General features: G+C 52.7%; 19 protein-coding genes. 14 read left to right on the plus strand and 5 right to left on the minus strand.

Annotated features, from left to right (window positions below; genetic code table 11):
• Positions 1-221: 221 nt before the first annotated feature.
• From nikA to EL26_RS12550, 8 genes are all read left to right on the plus strand, one after another.
• Entirely contained in the window at positions 222-1,823 is a 1,602-nt protein-coding gene (gene nikA, locus EL26_RS12515; protein ID WP_038089169.1) for a nickel ABC transporter substrate-binding protein, read from the plus strand.
• A 7-nt stretch (positions 1,824-1,830) separates the two neighbouring features.
• Positions 1,831-2,778 carry a nickel ABC transporter permease gene (gene nikB, locus EL26_RS12520; RefSeq protein ID WP_052036314.1) on the plus strand — a complete coding sequence of 316 codons (948 nt, stop codon included), beginning with the start codon at positions 1,831-1,833 and terminating at the stop codon, positions 2,776-2,778.
• Positions 2,775-3,623: a nickel transporter permease gene (gene nikC, locus EL26_RS12525; RefSeq protein WP_038089170.1), complete on the plus strand. Its 849-nt coding sequence runs from the start codon at positions 2,775-2,777 to the stop codon at positions 3,621-3,623. Before nikB ends, nikC begins: the two co-directional genes overlap by 4 nt.
• A gap of 52 nt (positions 3,624-3,675) precedes the next feature.
• Positions 3,676-4,410, plus strand: a complete 735-nt coding sequence (locus EL26_RS12530) for an ABC transporter ATP-binding protein (RefSeq protein ID WP_274518882.1) — start codon at positions 3,676-3,678, stop codon at positions 4,408-4,410.
• A 94-nt stretch (positions 4,411-4,504) separates the two neighbouring features.
• A complete protein-coding gene (locus EL26_RS12535) occupies positions 4,505-5,143 on the plus strand; it encodes an ATP-binding cassette domain-containing protein (RefSeq protein ID WP_161780719.1) in 639 nt (212 codons plus the stop codon).
• Positions 5,140-6,237, plus strand: coding sequence for a cysteine synthase family protein (locus EL26_RS12540; RefSeq protein ID WP_038089176.1), 1,098 nt, complete (start codon positions 5,140-5,142; stop codon positions 6,235-6,237). Before EL26_RS12535 ends, EL26_RS12540 begins: the two co-directional genes overlap by 4 nt.
• Positions 6,234-7,439, plus strand: coding sequence for a staphylopine family metallophore export MFS transporter CntE (cntE, locus tag EL26_RS12545; RefSeq protein ID WP_052036316.1), 1,206 nt, complete (start codon positions 6,234-6,236; stop codon positions 7,437-7,439). Before EL26_RS12540 ends, cntE begins: the two co-directional genes overlap by 4 nt.
• A gap of 163 nt (positions 7,440-7,602) precedes the next feature.
• Complete coding sequence (locus tag EL26_RS12550) at positions 7,603-8,748, plus strand: glycerate kinase (protein ID WP_038089178.1); 1,146 nt, start codon at positions 7,603-7,605, stop codon at positions 8,746-8,748.
• Between the two features lie 146 nt (positions 8,749-8,894).
• Here the strand turns inward: EL26_RS12550 and EL26_RS12555 are convergent, their stop codons facing one another.
• A complete protein-coding gene (locus EL26_RS12555) occupies positions 8,895-9,569 on the minus strand; it encodes a restriction endonuclease subunit S domain-containing protein (protein WP_038089181.1) in 675 nt (224 codons plus the stop codon).
• Entirely contained in the window at positions 9,569-10,834 is a 1,266-nt protein-coding gene (locus EL26_RS12560) for an HsdM family class I SAM-dependent methyltransferase (RefSeq protein WP_038089185.1), read from the minus strand. The genes EL26_RS12555 and EL26_RS12560 overlap by 1 nt, the downstream gene beginning before the upstream one ends.
• Positions 10,835-11,007: 173 nt before the next feature.
• Between EL26_RS12560 and EL26_RS26685 the strand changes: the two genes are divergently transcribed.
• Together EL26_RS26685 and EL26_RS12570 are read left to right on the plus strand one after the other, a co-directional pair.
• The gene (locus EL26_RS26685; protein WP_420802063.1) at positions 11,008-11,226 is read left to right on the plus strand and encodes a helix-turn-helix domain-containing protein; all 219 of its coding nucleotides are present in this window, start codon (positions 11,008-11,010) and stop codon (positions 11,224-11,226) included.
• Positions 11,219-12,013 carry a hypothetical protein gene (locus EL26_RS12570; protein ID WP_052036317.1) on the plus strand — a complete coding sequence of 265 codons (795 nt, stop codon included), beginning with the start codon at positions 11,219-11,221 and terminating at the stop codon, positions 12,011-12,013. The genes EL26_RS26685 and EL26_RS12570 overlap by 8 nt, the downstream gene beginning before the upstream one ends.
• 34 nt (positions 12,014-12,047) lie before the next feature.
• Here EL26_RS12570 and EL26_RS26690 read toward each other — a convergent pair whose 3' ends face one another.
• From EL26_RS26690 to EL26_RS12580, 3 genes are all read right to left on the minus strand, one after another.
• Positions 12,048-12,581, minus strand: coding sequence for a transposase (locus EL26_RS26690; RefSeq protein WP_081857167.1), 534 nt, complete (start codon positions 12,579-12,581; stop codon positions 12,048-12,050).
• A 386-nt stretch (positions 12,582-12,967) separates the two neighbouring features.
• The gene (locus EL26_RS12575) at positions 12,968-13,255 is read right to left on the minus strand and encodes a carboxylesterase family protein (protein ID WP_152559257.1); all 288 of its coding nucleotides are present in this window, start codon (positions 13,253-13,255) and stop codon (positions 12,968-12,970) included.
• 18 nt (positions 13,256-13,273) lie between these two features.
• Positions 13,274-13,513, minus strand: a complete 240-nt coding sequence (locus EL26_RS12580; RefSeq protein WP_038089195.1) for a hypothetical protein — start codon at positions 13,511-13,513, stop codon at positions 13,274-13,276.
• A gap of 238 nt (positions 13,514-13,751) precedes the next feature.
• On the opposite strand from EL26_RS12580, the gene EL26_RS12585 reads away from it, so the two are divergent.
• From EL26_RS12585 to EL26_RS12600, 4 genes are all read left to right on the plus strand, one after another.
• The gene (locus EL26_RS12585) at positions 13,752-13,955 is read left to right on the plus strand and encodes a hypothetical protein (protein WP_038089198.1); all 204 of its coding nucleotides are present in this window, start codon (positions 13,752-13,754) and stop codon (positions 13,953-13,955) included.
• Positions 13,956-14,048: 93 nt separating this feature from the next.
• Positions 14,049-15,194, plus strand: coding sequence for an acyl-CoA dehydrogenase family protein (locus EL26_RS12590; protein ID WP_038089201.1), 1,146 nt, complete (start codon positions 14,049-14,051; stop codon positions 15,192-15,194).
• Positions 15,195-15,251: 57 nt separating this feature from the next.
• Entirely contained in the window at positions 15,252-16,853 is a 1,602-nt protein-coding gene (locus EL26_RS12595) for a long-chain fatty acid--CoA ligase (protein ID WP_038089204.1), read from the plus strand.
• 62 nt (positions 16,854-16,915) lie between these two features.
• Positions 16,916-17,194: a hypothetical protein gene (locus EL26_RS12600; protein WP_038089208.1), complete on the plus strand. Its 279-nt coding sequence runs from the start codon at positions 16,916-16,918 to the stop codon at positions 17,192-17,194.
• The last annotated feature ends 12 nt before the right edge of the window (positions 17,195-17,206 follow it).

Here is a 17,206-nt window from a genome sequence, read left to right on the forward strand (position 1 = left end):
TAAATTTTTGTGAACATCTTCGAATGTTACAGCGAGAGCAGCCATAGCTCGGTATCAAACCGGGCTATGGTTTTTTTGTTGTATTTGGAATCGTGCATGAGATTCGCGTGAAGATGATCTTCTTTTTAATTCGTAACAAATATAGCCTAGTAGGGTCATTCACGATTTGCTCTTATTGATTTACCATGAGTATGCCATGAATAAAGTAAGGGGTGCATGAGTTGAAAACAACACATAAGAAATTTGCGGTGCTCCTTTTGACAGCGACCGCATTGCTCGCGGGCTGTACAAGCAAAGAGTATGCGGTCGATTCCTCCGCAGCCAACAGCCAAGCTTTGAACTTCGCGTGGAATGCGGACATCGGGGATCTCAACCCCCATCTATATGCGCCGAGTCAATGGTTCGCTCAAGCGATGGTCTTCGAGCCTTTGGTGCAGTACGGAGAGGGCGGCAAGGTGCTGCCGGCGCTGGCGGAGACTTGGGACGTTTCTCTGGATGGAAAGTCGTACACCTTCCATCTGCGCAAAAACGTGCAGTTTTCCGACGGGAGCCCGTTCGATGCCAAGATCGTCAAAAAGAACTTCGACGCGGTGCTCGCCAACAAGGAAAAACATGATTGGTTGGAGTTAATCAATGAGATTTCCAGCACTGAGGCGGTCGATACAGATACGTTTCGACTGAACCTGAAGAATCCGTACTATCCGGTGCTGCAAGAACTGGCGTTGGTTCGTCCGCTTCGCTTCCTCGGGGAGGCAGGGTTCGCGGACGACGGGACCACAGCGAAAGGCATCAAAAAACCAATCGGCACCGGACCTTGGGTGTTGAGCGAGTACAAAAAGGACGATCACGCGGTGTTCACCCGCAATGAGCATTACTGGGGGACCAAGCCGAAGCTGGAAAAAGTAACGGTAAAAATTATCCCTGATGCGGAGTCCCGCGTGTTGGCATTCCAAAAAGGAGAGGTCGATCTGTTGTTCGGAAGCGGGCAGATCTCGACCGACTCGTTCAAGATGCTGCAGGACAAAGGCAACTATGAGACCAAAGTCTCGGAACCGTTGGCAACACGTGTTCTGGCGGTCAATTCCAATCGGGGCGCGACGAAGGACTTGAATGTTCGACAAGCGCTGGAATACGGTTTCGATAAAAAGACGTTGATCGATAAGGTTTTCTACGGATATGAAAAACAAGCCGACACGTTATTTTCACCGAATTTTCCATATTGCGATCTGAACCTAAAACCCTATGGATACGACGTGGAGAAAGCGAAGCAGTTGCTGGACGCGGCCGGATGGAGACTGCCAGCGGGAAAAAGCGTCCGCGAAAAGGAGGGGCAACCGCTCAGTTTGGATCTCGGATACGACAGCGGCGACCAAGTGCAAAAGACGATCGCAGAGTTTACACAGGGCAACTTGAGTAAGCTCGGCATTCAAGTGAACCTGATCGGCGAAGAATACCAGACGCACGTGAAGCGGCAGATGAGCGGCGAGTTCAATCTCATCTTCAGCGAAACGTGGGGTGCCCCGTATGATCCGCATACGGTCGTCGGGTCGATGCGCGAGCCTTCTCACGCGGACTACCAAGCACAGGCGGGGTTGGCAATGAAAAAGGAGCTTGATCAACAGATCACGCGTGTGCTGGTAACGACCGAAGAGACGGAACGCCAGAATCTGTATCGTTCGATTCTCACCACGCTGCACGAGCAGGCCGTTTACCTTCCGATCTCGTACATGGAGAACGTGGCGGTCGCTCGGAAGCAAGTCACGGGCGTGAACTTCCTGCCGACGCAGTACGAAGTTCCGTTCAGCACCATCGAACTCAAGTGATGCTCTCATGTGGAGAGTTATTGCGTTTCGATTCGTTGGAGGCATACCGTTGTTGGCGGCCGCCTCGTTGGTGACGTTCCTGCTGGTCCATCTCGTGCCTGTCGATCCGGCCGAAGCCTATCTGCAGGCGTCGAAAATTCCAGTGACGCCTTCGGCGGTCGCTGCTGCGCGGATGGAACTCGGTTTGGATCAGCCTTGGGCAGTGCAGTTCGCAAACTGGTTGTGGAGGGTGCTGCACGCCGACTTCGGGTTCTCGTATCTTTCCAGACAGCCCGTTTGGCAGGAAATGATGACGCACATGCCCGCCACGCTGGAGCTGACGGCCGCCGCCATATGCTGGGTGATGATGCTTGCCCTGCCGATCGGGATCTATACGGCGCTCAAGCGCGGTACGTTGGCGGATCAGGCGGGGCGGCTGTTTGCTTACATCGGCGCTTCCCTGCCGAGTTATTGGATCGGCTATCTTTTGCTCTACGCGTTTGCTCTACGATGGAACCTGCTACCTGTAACCGGCAGCGGAACCTTCGCTCATCTGCTGCTTCCGTCCTTTACGTTGGCGCTTGGGCACATCGCGATCGTTTCCCGCTTGTTGCGCTCCACTTTGCTGGAGGAATTAAACAAGCCCTATGTTTTGTATGCGCGTGCACGAGGGTTGCATGAGCGAACCATCTTTTGGCGGCATGTGTTGCGGCATGCGCTCGCGCCTGTCGTGACCGCAATCGGAATGAGCGCCGGACATTTGCTGGCCGGTGCGGTTTTGGTGGAGAACGTGTTCGCTTGGCCGGGACTGGGACGTTATTTTGTTACTGCTGTCTTCTCCAGGGACTATCCGGTTATCCAATGCTACGTGCTGCTGTTGACAGCGATGTTCGTCGGGGCCAACTTGTTGGTTGATGTTGTGCAGATCATGCTGAACCCGCGTCTGCATGCGGTGAAAGGGGGCTCGCGAAGATGAGAGTCTTTTGGCGCAACCTTTGGAAGCGGCATGAAGCGCGCGTTGGCGGAATCATACTCAGCTTGGTCCTGTTGGCGGCTTTGTTTGCCCCCTGGTTGGCTCCACATGATCCGACTGCCATTGACCTTAGCTTGAAACTGCAGGGCCCCAGCTGGGACTACCCGCTCGGAACAGATCATCTCGGCCGCTGCGTGTTGTCCCGTCTGCTGTATGGAGCTCAAGTCTCTGTAGGAGTTGCAGTGTTGGTGATGGGCGTCACCATGTTGCTGTCGCTTGCAATCGGATTGCTCGCCGGGTATGCGGGCGGATGGATCGACGCGGTTCTGATGCGAATCTGCGATGTCTTGCTGGCTTTCCCGAGCCTTGTCCTTGCACTGGTCTTGGCGGGGTTGCTTGGCCAAGGACTGTTTAACATGATTCTCGCGCTGATTCTCGTGCAATGGGTAGGGTACGCACGGATCATTCGCGGCTTGGTTATGGAAGCGAGGCAGCGTTTGTACGTACAATACGCCCGCGTGGCGGGCACTTCTCCTCTTCGAATCATGACGAGCCACCTGTTGCCCGGTCTTTTGCCGCAAGTGATGGTGCTTGCTTCCTTGGATCTTGGTTCGGTCATCCTGTCAATGGCGGGCTTGTCGTTCCTTGGCTTGGGCGCGCAGCCTCCGACAGCGGAGTGGGGGGGAATGATTTCCGACAGCAAGGCGTATCTGCTCGGTCATCCCTTGCTGATGGCGGCGCCTGGTTTCATGATTGTGTTGGTCGTGATGGCGTTCAATCTGTTGGGAGATGCGTTGCAAGATTCTTTTGATCCAACGCGCCAAGGTGGTGAACTGGATGGAGCCTGAAGCATTGTTGCATGTCCAAGATTTGAAAGTGGGGGTGCGAGTCGGAAAACGGATGAAGTTTGTCATTGAGGAGGTCTCCTTGATGATCCGACGAGGGGAGGTTCTGGGTCTGGTCGGGGAGAGCGGAAGCGGGAAGTCGTTGATTTGTGCTGCTCTATTGGGTCTGCTTCCGCCAGCGGCCGATGTGCAGGCGGGTCAAGTCTTGCTGGAGAGCATCGATCTTTTGCGTCTGCCGCCGAAACGTTTACGTCAGATTCGGGGTGCGCAGATCGCGTTCATCCCGCAGAATCCGATGACCGCTTGCAACCCCTCCTTGACGATTGGCCAGCATTTCCTGGAGACGTTGCGCGCGCATGGCAACAGCGGGTCTAAGCGGGAGAGGCTTGAATGTGCAGTCGCCATACTGGAGCAGGTCGGACTGCCGCGTGCCGGTCAGATCGTCGGGCTCTATCCGTTTGAACTTAGCGGCGGCATGTTGCAGCGGGTGTTGATCGCGTTGGCTGCTGTCCTGCAGCCGAAGGTGCTGGTCGCAGACGAGCCGACAACAGCGCTTGACCCGGACAATCAAGAGTTGGTGTTGTCATGCCTGCGGAACTTGTGCGCGGAGCATAAGATGGGAATGCTGCTCGTCTCGCACGACTTGCATTTGCTGAGTCGCTGCGCTCGGCAAACGGCAGTCTTGCATACGGGACGGATCGTGGAGAGCGGGTTGTTGTGCGATGTGATGCGCGATCCCCAGCATGCATTCACCCGCGCGTTGGTCAACGCTGCAGTCTCGAAGGTGTAGAAGGTGTAGAAGGTGTAGAAGGAGGGGCGGCATGAGTTTGCTGGTTGTGAATTGCGTGACCAAGAGCTATCCTCTTCGCCGCGGCGGTTGGTCCGTGAAGCCTAAGCATGTCCTCGCGCTCCAACGGTTCTCCCTCCGGGTGGAGGCCGGTTCTTGCGTGGGGCTGGTCGGTTCAAGCGGCAGCGGCAAAAGCACGCTCGCTCGCCTCATCCTCGGTCTGGATCATCCGGACGAAGGGCAGATTTTGTTTGAAGGAGTGGATGTGCATCGGGCAGGCGGAACCGTGCGGCAACAACTGCGCCGCGACATGCAGATCGTATTCCAAGACTGCTGGAGCGCTTTAAATCCGCGCTGGACGGTCGGGCGGTCAATCGTTGAGCCGATCCGCAACTTCGAAAAACGGACTGAACACGAACAAGCGCTGCGCGTGGAGGAGCTGCTGGAGCTGACTGGACTTCATGGTTGCGATCGGCACAAGTATCCGCATCAAATGAGCGGAGGACAGTTACAGCGGGTCAACATTGCGCGAGCGATTGCGCTTCATCCTAAACTGCTCGTGCTGGACGAGGCGGTCAGCTCCTTGGATCGGATCGTTCAGGTGCAGATCTTGAACTTGCTCCGAGAGTTGCAAGCGCGGTTTGGGATGGCTTATCTATTCATCTCGCATGATCGAGAGGCGGTTCATTTCATGGCGGACCGCGTCGTAACTATGGACAAGGAGGCAAGATCATGAAGCAGCTTACGCAACTGGTCGGCGATACGCCGATTGTTCAACTTCGCAATGTAACGAAGAGTCGGGAAGCGGTGGTTTGGTTGAAGATGGAGCGCACGAATCCGGGCGGGAGCATTAAGGATCGACCGGCGCTGTACATCGTGGAAGAGGCGGAACGTCGTGGTCTGCTGCGACCGGGCGGGACGATAATCGAGTCGTCTTCCGGCAACTTCGGCATCTCGCTGGCGATGATCGGAGCTGCGAGGGGGTATCGCGTCATCATCCTCGTGGATCCCAAGACGACCCCGGTAAACTTGGCCATGCTCAAAGCATACGGAGCAGAAGTCATCGTCGTGACGGAGCAGGATGACAGCGGTTCGTATCACAAGACTCGCATCTCGTTGGCGAACAAGTTGCACCGTGAGATCCCTCATTCGTTTCGCCCCGATCAATGTTTCAATCCGTGGAATGGTGAAGCTCATTATCGGCAAACGGCTGCGGAGTTGTGGGAGCAATGTGACGGGGAGTTGGATACGGTGATCTTGACGGTCAGCACCGGCGGTCAGTTGGGCGGGTTCTCACGCTTTTTTCATGAACACGCACCGCATGTGCAGGTGATCGGCGTAGACGCTGTCGGATCGACGGTCTTCGGCGGGACTTCGCATCCGTACTTGTTGCCGGGGATGGGTCTGAGTTGGACGCCGACGAACTTGAGAGACCTGAGTTTGATCGACGAGGTGTACAAGGTGCCGGATGAAGATGCGTTTCTCGCCTGTCGTACATTGGCTAGGCATGAGGGCATCTTGGCAGGCGGTTCGACCGGTGCGGGCGTGATGGTTGCGATGCGGTTGGCGCAACAACGATCTGCAGGATCGCGCATCGTCTGCATCGCCTCCGACAACGGAGAGCGGTATCTGCCGACGATCTACAACGACGAATGGATGGCGGAACATGCAATGACGCTGAACGCGGAGCCGGAGGAGCTGCGCCGCCGCGCCCGCCTGCTGGAGCCGTACAGCCTCAATCCGATTGAGACGGCCAACTACAGAGCCGACCTGGCGGAAGCGCTCGACTCTCCGAGTCGTTCCATTATGGAAGGAACGATGACGGGATGAGCCAGACACAATCTCCCATCAATCTAGGAACTCGGGATAACCCTTTCGCTTGGCAGTCGGTACAGGTGTATGCCGTCACGATTTTCTTCTACGCAGTCGTCTACATGGTGTTGATGATCCTGCCGTTCTATTCGTTGACATTCGGCGCCACCCAGACGGAGATCGGCGTAATCATGGGAGTCACCATGTTTGGGTCTATGCTCGCCCGGCCGATTGCAGGGAGTATCATTGATCGGCATGGAGCGAGTCGTGTCTTTGTGATCGCTTTGTTGGTCTTCATGTTGTCATTGACAGGGTATTTCGTGCCGAATTTATGGATGTTTGGAGCGGTTCGTCTGATTCAAGGCTTGGTCGCGGCGTTTTTCTCGACATCGATGGAGATCATCACAATCGATCTCTTGTCGGCCCGAGTGCGCGGACAAGGATTGTCGATGTATTCACTGGCGACGATGGTGCCCTCCACGTTCGGACCGGCCGCAGCCCTCTGGCTGAAAGGGACGGTCTCGATGACAGCGATCTTCCTGTTGTTTAGCGTGATGGGGGCCTTGAACTTCATCTTCTCATTGGTGTTGACCCGTAGAAGCGGAACTCTGAGGGCGGCCGGTGCCGCCACTCTTGGTCGCAGGAAGCGAGAGCCGGGTTTGTGGAAGAATCGAACGCTCTTGGTGTCTGCCGGCAGCATGTTGTTAGCTTCCGTGGCGAACGGAGCGATTTTCACATTTTTGCCGCTGTATCTGGAATCGAAAGGCTCGACGTATGATGCGTTGTATTTTTTGGTGCAGACGTTGGTGTTGGTTGGGTGTCGATTCGTGTTCGGCAAGCGCGTCCCTTCGGACGGGAGAGCGCCTCGTCGAGAAGTGGTTTGGACAACGTTGCTCGCGGCGGTTGGTACTGTGATTCTCAGTGCTTTCACTTCGTTGCCTGCTTTGCTGGTCGCGGCAGTATGCAACGGGTCGGCGTTTGCGATGCTGTACCCTACCTTGTTGACATACGTTTCCTTCCATGTGCCGGATTCAGGGCGCGGCTTCCTGCTGGGATTGTTCATTGGAGCGGCCGACCTGGGCTTTTCATTCGGAGCGCTCTTGATGGGTCCTCTCGCAGAGCTCACATCGTATCAATGGATGTACGGGTGTTGTGTCGTGTGCTTAGTGGTCGCTTGCCTGTTAGGTGCGGCGCTGAAGAGCATAGGGAACAGCCGCTGACCGCTCGATCTTGGTTGGTCTTGGGTGACCGGTTTAATCAAACACTTTGAATTCGCGTTGAATTAAGGCAGCCGAAGCGGTTGCCTTGTTTCTTTTTGAAGCGGCTGGCACCGCAAGCGGTGTAAGATATAGGGAGAAAGGAAGAAAAGGAAGGGGGATTCTGATGAAGTTTGTGCTGGCACCGGATTCTTTCAAAGAAAGCCTGACTGCCAAGGAAGCCTGTCTCGCAATGGAGCGGGGGATTTCCCGCGTGTTTCCCGAGGCGCAGTGCGTGCTCGTCCCGATGGCGGACGGCGGAGAAGGCACGGCGGAAGCGCTGGTCGATCACAGCGGAGGACGGATGTTGCAAGCGGCTGTCACCGGCCCGCTTGGCAAAAAAGTCACGGCACAGCTCGGCATCTCCGGCGACGGGGAGACGGCGTTTCTGGAAATGGCGAGTGCGAGCGGACTTGAGTTGACGGCGAAAGAAGAGAGCAATCCGCTGTTGACGACATCGTACGGCACGGGCGAATTGATCAAGTTGGCGCTCGAACAAGGCGTGCGGCGGATCTTGATCGGGATCGGCGGCAGCGCCACGAACGACGGGGGAGCGGGGATGCTGCAGGCGCTCGGAGTGTCGTTTCGAGATCGCGAGGGTTGCGAATTGCCCGTTGGCGGCGGGGCGTTGCGGCGGCTTCATTCAATTGATGTGTCGCGAATGGATGCGCGGTTGAAGAACGTTGCCGTGGAAGTGGCGTGCGACGTGACCAACCCGTTGATCGGCCCGAACGGGGCCTCGCGCGTGTTCGGCCCGCAAAAAGGCGCGACTCCGCAGATGGTGGAGGAGTTGGAGTTGTGCTTGACCCGCTATGCGGAAGTGATCCGCGAGCAGTTGGGGATTGCGATGGCCGACGTCCCCGGTGCCGGAGCGGCAGGCGGGACGGGTGCGGGGTTGTTGGCTTTTTTCCAAGCGCAGTTGAAAAAAGGCTTTGAGCTGGTCAGCGGGTTTACCGGATTGGAAGAGAAGATGGCGGGGGCGGAGTACGTGTTTACCGGAGAGGGCAGTCTCGACGGACAGACGCTGTTTGGAAAAACACCCTACGGCGTGGCGCAGATGGCGGCGAAGCAGGGCATTCCGGTGATCGCGTTTGCCGGGCGGGTCGGCGAGGGTGTCGAGGCGCTGTACGAGCACGGATTTACCGCCATCGTCGGAATTCTGCGCGGCGTGGAACCGTTGGAAACAGCACTTGCGAACGGCGGCGCAAACTTGGAGTTTGCGGTGGAGAATGTCTGCCGGATGATCCAATTTTATCAAATCAAATTAGGGTGATAATTAATAAATTACAAGCAAAAACATGCCTTCTATTTCGTTTGCTTTTTACAACAATTGAAAGAGGGCATAAAAAGACCGAGTTTCATCAAACTCGGTCTTATCTTTACGCTGCATTATGTTTCTACGATAGGTGTTTGCAGAACTTATGACAGAGAGTATTGGATTGAGTCTTGAACTTCTCTTTGAGCATCTTTCATACCTTTTTCGTATAAACGAAATTGCTCAATTGCAGATTCAACTTGTTTGGATAGTAGTTCTCGCTTTTCAAGAAGCTTTTTTGGCACGGATAAAGTCATCAGAACACTCTCGTTAAAACGTGGATGTTGTCCACCTTCAATCGAATTTGCTAGCACTGTCTGCACTACATCAGAGAGTAAAAAGGGTACAAGATAGGCAATGGATTCATTTGATTTGGGACTTAGAATATAAAATTCTGTGGAGCAGACGAGATCTACGTCTTCTTCATAGATGTTTGCATCGATGAAAGCGACTTGTCGAAGATAGGGTCGGAGTCTAGAGATAATGACATCACCTGGCTTGATTATTTTTTTGTTACTTCTTATTTCCGTCACAAATTCCTTGATTCCAGTGGTTTTCCCTTCCGAAGCATCTCCAGTATCAAACACTACGACTCGTTTTTGCTGTTTCTGAACAGATGCGGGCGATATTGATTTAGAAGAAAAAGATACAAGGTCGCTTAATATAACGCTAGCGCTGTCTTTGTTGAATTGTAGCTGTCGCCCAGGATGGTATCTTTCTGGCGCTAAAATGATTCCCTCATCGAGTGAGAGAGAAGAGCGTATCGTGGAAATTGCCATTATCTACACCAACCCACTTTCTCGTCTCGTAAAAATGATGTGAAAGAGCGTTCGATTTCATTTAAATCGTGATCAATATTATTCCAACTCGGGTTATCCATCGAGATAAATTCAAGAACCCCTCTCGAGTCCTTTCCTGATTTTTCACTAATTCCAAAGAAAATGTTCTCATTTGGTTTTTTGTTAATACGAAGTCTTTTTTCGAGAAATAGAATACTGGTTTTAATTGAGGTATGAGGCATGAACATCGATCTTGGAAGTCCTATCACACCGATTACTCTCGCATTTTGAATTATCCACTTACGTAAATCAGCCCACTCCTTGCCACCCACTTTATTGTTAGGTACAACGACTGCCATTCGTCCCCCTGGTTTTAAAAGTTCGACACATCGTTCAAGAAAAAGAGCATCTCGCTCGATTCGCTGCTTCCCTTGAGAAATAGAATAGGCATTTAACAGTTCCATTTCTGTGATTTCGCCTGCAAATGGTGGATTCGTTAGAATGATGTCAAATCTATCGGCTCCCATTTTCCGCACTCTCAAATAGTCCTCGATGGTTGCGATCGAATGGTTTTCTGATTCGAAAATGGAGGGTTGGATTCGAGGGACGATGAGACTGTTAACCTTATGAATGTTGGTTCTCCCTACACCCGCAACATACATGAGTGTTCTTGCGACTCGAACAGCCTTTTCATCAAAGTCAAAGCCCCATAGATTATTAGGGTCTTCTTGAGACTTATACCTGGTTGATAAAAATTGATGCGAATGTAGTAAAAATGCTCCTGAACCACATGCAGGATCAAGGATTGTCTCGTGAGCTTTAGGGGCCAAGATTCGAACACAAAAATCCACAACATATCGTGGCGTAAAAAATTGCCCCTTAGCCCCTTTGGCAGTTCTTGCAACAATAAATTCAAAGAAAGCATCAAGTGCTTCAAAACCAAAGTTTGTTAATTTGTAGTTGCTTAGTAGTCGAACACATACCGCCAGATGCTGAGTCTGCAACTTAATCTCAGGTTCTACAAGTATATCTCCCCACTCCCTCTGTAACATCGTAAGAGCTGTTGAGATATTCCTTAAGATGTCCTCTTCATTGCTAACTGGTTGGAAAAAGTTTGTATCATGTACTTCATCCCACAATTTTGCAGTTACTAGTTTAAAAATCTCTTCGAACTCATCTTCACCAGAGTTAGCAAGAATAATTTCTTCAAGCCTTACGAATAAGCTCTCTAGTGAATCAGGGAGAGTTATATGCCTTTTACTCATAAGATCACCTCGTGGAAACAATAGCATGAATAAGGGAATGTTTCAAGACGGCGTCATGCACGTTTCTTATATTCTGTTTTGGAATATTTCGAGGTGGCATTTAATATTGTTTTAGGAGTTGGTATATGTTGGAGAAAACAAGCAATATTTACTCTGATGATTATATCGAGATTATGACAAGACTTAGAACAGCTAGACTAAAGTCTGGTATTACTCAGAAAGAGTTAGCATCTTTGTTGAATATCAATCAATCACTCGTATCAAAAGTAGAAAGTTGCGAACGGAGATTAGATATTATTGAGTTTTTGAATTGGTGTAAAGTCCTAGGGGTCCCTTGGGATAAAGTGATTCCGAAAAAATATTCAATGGGAGAGAACACAAAACATGAGTAGTAAAAAGCTGGGGCAAGAGTTGAAAATAATTACCGACGGGGAATTGGAACAGTTGCGGGAACGTTTAAAACCTTTGATTGGAGTTCAATTTGACATCTTGTCTATTCCAGAACAAATATTAATTGGCTTTGAGCCATCGCAAGTTGGAACACTAGTAGGTACTTTGATGGATGCTTGCATTCCTATGCTCCCGCAGATTCCAACCACCAGAGGGGCGCTTCCGGATGTAGGGTTGAAAAAGCACGAAGGTATTCAAGGTGAACGAGAAGGGTATCCAGATTACATACATACCTCGGATAAACGTCTTGAACTAAAACTTCTCTTTGTTGATAATCCGGAAATTCAGATGAAAAAGCCTCCTACTCCTAGAGAACCATCTGCACGTCTTACCCAAAAGGTAACAAAAAAGAATGTAATTCCTGATCGAGATGTATTATTAGTAATAGCATATAACTTACAAAAGAATATAACTAGGAAAGGTATGTATACACCAACAATTGTAGATCTTGGTCTATTCTCTGTCTACGAATGTATTGAAGCAAGAGACAAGAGGATGGAAGAAAGCGGTGGGAAATGGTTTGGTAACTATGAAACTCCAACAATATTAAGTAAAGGAGGTAAGAAGAAGCGGAAGGAAGGTATTGAACTCAATGACAGTGCGTATGGACGGAAGAAGTCGGAAAATCGTGACTATAACGAGGATACTAATTTTGGAAAGTTAAATCGTATTCCGTATAAACCATTGCAAGCATTCCTGAAAAAACACAAAATCAATACAAAAAAATAAATTTACATATTTATTTATAGTGATTTTGTCGCGGTTAACGTGAAGGTGGTTTAACAAGTGGTTTTTCAAAAATGCGAAAAAAGAACCACGCGAGGTAGGTCTTTTTTTCGTCTCTCGTACAAATGTTTTGGTGAGGCATGAGAAGCAGTATCGAGATTTGTGGACTGGAAATTTCATTATACGACAGAATGCGGTTTCTAAGCTTCTGGAACGACGGGATTCTGTATCCGATTCGTTTCAGGAGTTTGATTTTTGTATACGTTCTTTCTGTAAAACCGTTTGTGTAAGGAGATAGGAAATGAGCCAAGATTTCAGAACGCCATTCTAACGTGGTATTCGCGAGGGTCTTGTATTCTGGTATATCTGACGACAGCATAGATTGGACGAGATTTGGGAACTCGGTTGCTGCTTGCTCTAAGTTTTTGAGTGATTCCAGTGGCAAAGGCGCTCTTTGAGTACGTAGGCACGGAGCAATGGAGCGGGTGTGGCAGAGTTCGAACAACGACTCGGCTAGGCGCTTTGTACAACAATACTGCTCCAAGGACGGGGATTTTTCGGTGAACAGCAAGTCGAAACGAATACATCGGAATCACCTCTTCTTGTATAGCAGGGAAGCACAATGATTGCACGTAAGGGTTTTCTCGATCAATTGCTTGCGGCAGTCATGTAACGACAACTCGGTTCCTCGGCAATCAGGTGAGCTCAGTTTTCTCATTGTTGCAACGCAGTCCAATAAGTCACTATTTTGATCTACATGGGTTGTTTGAACAGCGGATTTTGGTAAATCTAGATTTAACGTAACAAAATAGTGTGAATGCATCTGAAGTGCTCCGCACGATGTTGTTGCTCGACACAACAAACTTCGCATAAGAGCCTCAGTTTCATTTTTTATTTCCAGTGCACCACAACATTCATTCTAGGGCCTTTTTCTTTGGAGCTTTGGGGTTTTCAATCTTAGACGATCTCGCGCACCAACATCTTCCGCCTCTCCGCCTCTGGATCGTCGACCACGCCGCTCTCCCGGTTCCAGACCATCGTCGCGCGGCGGTTCGTGTCATACGCGGGCCACGACAGCGCGGGAGTGTCGGGGTTGCCGCTGCGGGTGAACGCGATCCACGCGTCTTGCATGTTCCGCGACATCTGCTCCGTTGCGGCATCGAGAGCGACGCCGATCTTGCCAAACAGCGCGAGGTTGTGGAACACGAACGGAATCTCCCCCGCGTGGACGGCGTACCGGAACAGCGGATGGCTCGGCTCCGTTCAATCCCAGCGGTACATCCACACCGGAGCGTGCTTCGTCTGCGCCTGCGCAAACGACACGGCGGAACGGAAGAAAAACGCATCGGTCATCAATTGCGCCTGCTTTTCCGCCGAACCGCTGGTACGGCGCGTCAACATCACGGCGATTTCCTTGGAGATAAACGCTTCAAGCGTCTTCGCGACGATTTCCTCCTTGAGAGCCGGCATGCCGGAGCGTGTTTCAACGAGGGTTTCGGACACTGAGTTTCATCCTTTCCGGTATGGATTCCCTTGTTTGTCCAGTATACCCGAACGGGAGGAGGGGTACAGGGAGCGCGGTTTAGAATTTTTTTTTGTCATTTTGAATAGTGGGTTTGAGATCGGGTGTTGCACATTACGAATTGTGACCACAAAGAAACCCTTCATGAAGATGTTTGGATATCTCTGTTGGTTTATTGTATTTATAGGCAATAAAGAACAGAGGGAGTGTCATTACATCATGAAGATCAGTCCTGAATGGAAACGCTGGGGCCGCGGCTTCGTCTCTTCCGGCGACGAACGCGGGAGACTGTACCAACACCAAGAGCAACCGGCGCGCTGGCTGTGGAAAGGCATCGAATTTGAAGCGGCCTCGCCGATGAAAGCGATTGAGATGTTGATGGGGCAGAAGCTAGAGCGGCGCGAGGATTTGAAAATTGGATAGAGCGATTCCAAAACGACCCGGCCGCCTCCGCTTGGGTCTTTTTTCTGCTATACTGTCTTCAAACGACCGTTAGTTTGATTGGAGGAAGCGAGTATGCCGCACTTATATTTGCAAGACGAGCATCATATGTTTCGGAAGGCAGTCCGCAAATTTCTTGAACGCGAAGCCGTGCCTTTTTACGACGAGTGGGAAGAAAACCGCCTGATCCCGCGTTCGTTCTGGGAGAAACTCGGCAGTCAGGGCTACCTCTGCGCGGACGTCGACGAAGCGTACGGAGGGGCCGGTGCCGACTGGGGATATTCCGTCGTATTAAATGAAGAACTCGAACGCGTCGGCTCTTCCACCGTCGGGATCATGCTGCACAGCGACATCGTCGTGCCGTACATCTCCGCATTCGGCTCCGAGGAACAAAAACAGCGCTGGCTCCCCGGCTGCGTCTCCGGCGAGATCATCACGGCGATTGCGATGACCGAGCCGGGCGCGGGCTCCGACCTGGCGGGCATCCGCACGACGGCGGTGCGCGACGGCGACCACTACATCCTCAACGGTCAGAAGACGTTCATCACCAACGGCATCCACGCCGACCTCGTGCTGGTCGCCTGCAAAACCGACCCCAAAGCCCAACCGGCGTACAAAGGCATCTCGCTGTTGCTGGTCGAGCGCGACACGCCGGGATTCTCGCGCGGACGCAAGCTGAACAAAGTCGGTCTGCACGCCCAAGACACGGCGGAGTTGATTTTTGAAGACTGCCGCGTTCCGGCGATCAACCTGCTGGGCGAAGAGGGCCGCGGCTTCAAATACATGATGGAGAAACTCCAACAAGAGCGCCTCGTCGTCGCCATCGCCGCACAAGTGTCCGCCGAAGAGATGCTCCGTCAAACCATCGACTACGTGAAAAGCCGCGAAGCATTCGGCAAGTCGGTCAGTAAATTTCAGAACACTCAGTTTACGATTGCGGAACTCGCCACCGAAATCGAGGTGGGCCGCGCGTTCCTCGACCAGTTGATCGCCGAGCACATCAGCGGCGCCGACGTCGTCACCAAAGTCTCGATGTCGAAATGGTGGACGACGGAGATGGCGAAACGCGTGGCGTCGCAGTGCCTGCAGTTGCACGGGGGCTACGGCTACATGGAGGAATACCCGATTGCCCGCCGCTTCCGAGACATTCCGGTCTCGGCGATCTATGCCGGGAGCAACGAAATCATGAAAGTGATCATTGCGAAGAACTTGGGTCTGTAGATCCTACACGACAGGCCCGCCCGCGAAACACCGAATTTTTTGAAGGAGGAATTCCCCATGATGGACTTTCCGCTGACACTTCGCACCCTTTTTGAGCGCGCCGAGAAGTTTTTTCCGAAAAAAGAAATCGTCTCCCGCACGCCCTCCGGCCTCTTCCGCTACACGTACGCCGACTATGGCAAGCGCACGCGCCAACTTTCCAGCGCGCTCGAAACGCTTGGCATTCAGCGGGGCGACCGGGTGGCGACGTTTGCTTGGAACGACCACAGACATCTGGAAGCGTACTTCGCCATCCCGTGCATGGGAGCCGTTTTGCACACGGTCAACATCCGTCTCTCCGCCGAACACATCTCCTACATCGTGAACCACGCGCAAGACCGCGTGATGATCGTCGACGAAACGCTGCTCCCGATCATTGAGAAAGTCGCGGAACAGCTGACCTCCGTCGAAGCGTACATCATCATGACCGACAAGCCGGAACTCCCGCCGACGACGCTTCACCTGGCGTATTCGTATGAAGCCCTGCTCCAAGCGGCAGACGCGACGTACGCCTACCCGCAAGACTTGGACGAAAACGCCGTCGCCGGGATGTGCTACACGTCGGCGACGACAGGCAATCCCAAGGGCGTGACGTACTCGCATCGCGGCATCTTCCTGCATTCGATGAACCTCGGGCTCGCCGACACGACGGGGGTTTCGGAGTCGGATGTGCTGTTGCCCGTCGTCCCGATGTTTCACGTCAACGCATGGGGCATGCCGTTTGCCGGCGTCTGGTTCGGCTCCAAACAAGTTCTCCCCGGACCGGCTCCGACCCCGCAAATTCTCCTGCAGTTAATGGAAGAGGAAAAAGTCTCCTTGGCAGCCGGCGTGCCCACCGTCTGGCTTGGCGTGCTCAAAGCGCTGGAGGAAAAAACGTACGACCTCTCGTCTCTGCGCGCCGTGCTCTGCGGAGGATCGGCGGCTCCGCGCGGGTTGATCGCGGCGTATGAATCCAAGGGCATCCCGTTCCTGCACGCGTACGGCATGACGGAAACCGCGCCGATTGCGCTGGTCTCGCGCTTGAAAAGCCACCAAACCTCGCTCTCCGAAGAAGAGCGTCTCGACATCCGCTCCAAACAGGGCCTGCTCGTGCCGGGTCTGGAAATGCGCGTGGTCGGTGAGAACGGCGACGTGGCGTGGAACAGCGAAGACATGGGCGAAATCCGGCTGCGCGGCCCGTGGATTGCCAGCGAGTATTATCAGGACGACCGGACGGCCGATTCGTTTGTCGACGGGTGGCTGCACACGGGCGATGTGGCGGTCGTGGACGAAGAGGGCGTGGTCAAACTGGTCGACCGCACGAAAGACCTCGTGAAGAGCGGCGGCGAATGGATTTCCTCTGTCGATTTGGAGAACGCGCTGATGGCGCACCCCGCCGTATTTGAAGCGTGCGTGACGGGCATTCCGCACGAGAAATGGGACGAACGGCCGCTGGCTTTCGTCGTGCTCAAACAAGCAAACAGCGTGGAAAAAAACGACCTGCTCGACCACCTGCGCAGTCAATTTGCGAAGTGGTGGGTGCCGGACGATGTGGTTTTTTTGGAGGAGATCCCGAAGACCTCCGTCGGCAAATTCCTGAAGCGGGCGTTGCGCGAAGAATATCGCGAATATTATAGGTAGTCCCACCGAGGTTCCCTGAATACCCATAGAGAAACCACATCTCTTCTCAGGGAGGGAACCTCATGCGCGAAGTAAGGAAGAAAAAAACCGGTCTCGCCCGAGCTTCCGGCTATGTCTACACGCTGTTGCTGATGATCTTCATCGCCGTCCAAATCGTCTACGAAGTACGCCGCGGGCAGTTCTGGGACGACAACCTCGCGGAAGAAACGAAAGTCTCGGTGGCGAGGTACCACGATCAGATTCAAGTCGGGTATTTTACGTGGATCATCGGGATTGCCGTGGTGACGATTCTCTGGGCGATTGCTGCCTCGATCTCCAAACGCAAGCAAAAAAACACATAAACTGCCACACGC

It is taken from the genome of Tumebacillus flagellatus (genome assembly GCF_000714935.1).
Taxonomy (GTDB): Bacteria; Bacillota; Bacilli; order Tumebacillales; family Tumebacillaceae; genus Tumebacillus; species Tumebacillus flagellatus.